The organism is Nocardioides ultimimeridianus (assembly GCF_054777895.1).
The window spans coordinates 1-2969 of record NZ_BAAHAB010000028.1 but is presented as its reverse complement, the minus strand read 5'-3'; the positions used below and the strand labels follow the sequence as shown (position 1 = coordinate 2969).

Genomic DNA, 2969 nt, shown 5'->3' with positions numbered 1-2969 from the left:
GAGAGCGGCGAGTAGGGCACCGAGGATCACCTCAAAGCCCACCACCCCACGGGGCTCTGTCTGGAACTCGTTATCAATGTGGAAGTGGTGGCGGCCGGCGAAGCCGACAGGTCCTGCGAAAGGCACCAAACGGATCGGCCAGGAAACTTGCGAGTCAGGCCACGCCGACCAACACTGCGAACCATCATCACTGGAAACTGGTGAGCCCGGCTCGCCGCCGGGCTGCAGTCGCGCACCTGGTGCGCAAGTTCAAGATCTCCGAGCGCCGCGCCTGCAAGGTCGTAGGCCAGCACCGCTCGTCCAACCGGTACAAGCCGGTGCCGACCGACTTCGAGCAACAACTCGTCGCGGCGATGAAGAAGCACGCCGACCGGCATCCGCGGTTCGGCTACCGGCGTGTCCACGCGCTGCTCGTCGCCGACGGCTGGGACGTCAACGTGAAACGGGTGGAACGGTTGTGGCGCCGCGAAGAGCTCCGCGTGCCGCCGCCACGGTGGGAGCAGCCATCTCTCGCCATCGCCTTCCTACGTGGAGGACGGACCTACCCACGGCACCGGAGCCATCTGGCCGCTTGGGCGTCATCTTCGGGCAACGGGGGAAGGTGCGAAGCGATGGCCCCTTCGCAGCGATGCTGAGAGAGTTCGACGCCTGGCTTCATCGTGCCGCCGAACTCGTGGTCGTCGGCTACTCCTTCCGTGACGAGCACATCAACGGGATACTGCGGCGTCGGATTGCCGGCGACCCAACCTTCCAAGTGACGATCGTCGACCCGGCGCTTGAGGGCGTGCTCGAGAGGTACCGCTTCAATGCAGACGCCAGCTTTCGAGACGAGCTGCTTGGTGCGCTGACCGACTATGAGTCGGTGACCGACGCGGATGGCATCGGGCACGCGCAGCGTCGTTGCCGCGAGATGCTCAGGCTAGTGCCGCAGGGGGCTTGCGAAGGTCTGGCCGACGTCTTCGGAGAGGCGCCAGCGGTGAAGCCGTCTGCTGCCGGTCCGACCGGTCAAGCCACACCGCACATATGAGGCAGGCAGACAAACCACGTGTCTTGCCGGTGTGAGGGCTGGTCTCGCTCCTGCGCGAGTGGTGCCCCGGCGTTGGGGGACGTGCCAGTGGCTTTGATCGTCATCTCTGATGTCGTTTGGTCGCGAATCGTGACGCTCCCACCGGATCGGGGTTTCGTTGGTCGTGAATTTTGGCGTCACTCAGCGTCTTGGGTCGGGCCGGGCCCTGTGCTCGGGAAGAGGGTCGCCGGTGCGGGGCGTGTCGAAGCCGTGACAGTCGGAGCAGCCATGTGGCACCGACGGCCCGCAAGACGTTCTGCGGGCTTCAAGCCGGAGGTTCCTCAGGCTCGGCAGCCAGCCTTTGGGCGAACGACTGACGGTCCTGTCGGGTCATTCGACCGAAACTGAAGCTGCCGATCACGTCCGCCTGGTTCTCGGTGATGCCGAAGCGGTCAACCAGTGCGGAGTACAGGTCCTCCTTGTTCTCGGCTGAGATCGCCATGCCAAGGACCTCACCAGCGTTGTCTATCGCGAGGCTGATTGCCTCGTAGACCTGCCTCTGCGTCAGTGTCACGGATCCATCATCCTCCGGTGGCGGCGATCGGGAAGGTCAGGCCGGCACTGTTTTGACGTGCCCGACGCGTCTGGATCTGCACGTCGGCTACCGCGGCGCCCTCGCTCATCCGGAAGTTGACTTGTTCGTAGTACCAGTCGGTATTGCCGGACTCCACGTAACCATTCGCATTGCACGTGAAGAACGTGCCGCCTGTCGGGCAGTTGTAGATCGCGATGGTGTCGTCGGGCCAGTTGTTGATGTCCTGTCGCAGCTTCGCCGAGTAGCGGGTGATGGTCGGGCTGATCGATCCCGGCCTCATATCGTCGTACAAGTACATGTCGCGGCCGTTCCCGTAGTAGGTGTTCGCGGTGTAGTCCTCGACGATGTAGCCGACGGGGTAGGTTCCCGAGTTGGTCGTTTCTTCGAGCCAGATCTTGACCGCCGTACTGTTGTGGTGCTGCCAGCGGTACGCGTTCTGCGCCTTGGGCTCACCATTGTCATATTGGTCGGCGAGCGCGGGCTGGACAGTGGTCTTCCGTCCGCGCCCTCGGCTCGTCTTCTGGGTGGTAGCGCTCAGGGCCGCGACTGCTTGACCGCTGCTGCTGTCACCGACGGTGTCGCTTGCGAGGGTGGCGGGAATCTCCAACAGCTGCGTTACCGCGGTCTCGGGATCGAAAGGGTCGGGCGGATTGGTGAGGACGTCGGTGATCGCAACCAGTGTCTGTGGGTCCGTGAGAGTGGCAAGCGACTGGGCGAGAGTCAGCGCCCCAGCTAGCGTGTTGCCCTGGATGATGGACTCAGCGACCGCGTCAGCAACGGCACTGCTGCCGTCGTAACCGAAGAAGGTCAGAGACAGGTCGTCGGCATGCGCCGCAGGCGGTGGTGTGGACAACGTTGCCGCGCCAAGGGCTGCTGCGGCCACGGCGGCAGCGAGCCGCCTCTGGTATTTCGATTCCATGTTCAGTCAATCCCCTTTGATCCCGAGGCCCGAGCTGGAGCGTGGCCATGTGAATCCCCCGCTGGGAGTCTGCTCCGCCAAGACTCGAAGGGACATGACACTTACTGACCACGGGAACCCGGGCCGTCGGTCCCGGCCTTGTGGGGCCCCGGGTCGCGGGCGTCAGGCCGATCGGTGCTGAGGCCAGGCCCGCGCTGCCGCCGCGGCGATCACGTGGTCGTACCGCAGCCACAGCCGCGCTCCGCCGAGTGCCCATCAGGCGCCGGGCGTCGTCCCCGGCTTCGACTGCGCTCAGAATTCGCGACCAGGATGTGACTGCAGGGTCACTCCGGGACCGTTCGACATTGGCGACCAAATGCAGTCAGAATTCGTGACCAAAGCCGTGCCGACAGAGCCCCGTGGGGTGGTGGGCTTTGAGGTGATCCTCGGTGCCCTACTCGCCGCTCTCG

At 64.6% G+C, this 2969-nt stretch carries 4 protein-coding genes; 2 read left to right on the top strand and 2 right to left on the bottom strand.

Going from position 1 to position 2969, the window contains the following annotated elements; all coding sequences use genetic code 11:
- The first annotated feature begins 239 nt into the window (after positions 1-239).
- Positions 240-635, top strand: coding sequence for an IS3 family transposase (locus ACYU8V_RS22195; protein WP_460850414.1), 396 nt, complete (start codon positions 240-242; stop codon positions 633-635).
- On the top strand, positions 629-1027 hold the full coding sequence (locus tag ACYU8V_RS22190) for a hypothetical protein (protein ID WP_460850413.1): 399 nt from the start codon (positions 629-631) through the stop codon (positions 1025-1027). Before ACYU8V_RS22195 ends, ACYU8V_RS22190 begins: the two co-directional genes overlap by 7 nt.
- 304 nt (positions 1028-1331) lie before the next feature.
- On the opposite strand, the gene ACYU8V_RS22185 is transcribed toward ACYU8V_RS22190, so the two are convergent.
- Complete coding sequence (locus tag ACYU8V_RS22185) at positions 1332-1580, bottom strand: hypothetical protein (RefSeq protein ID WP_460793000.1); 249 nt, start codon at positions 1578-1580, stop codon at positions 1332-1334.
- 7 nt (positions 1581-1587) lie between these two features.
- On the bottom strand, positions 1588-2484 hold the full coding sequence (locus ACYU8V_RS22180; RefSeq protein ID WP_460850412.1) for a hypothetical protein: 897 nt from the start codon (positions 2482-2484) through the stop codon (positions 1588-1590).
- Positions 2485-2969: the final 485 nt, after the last annotated feature.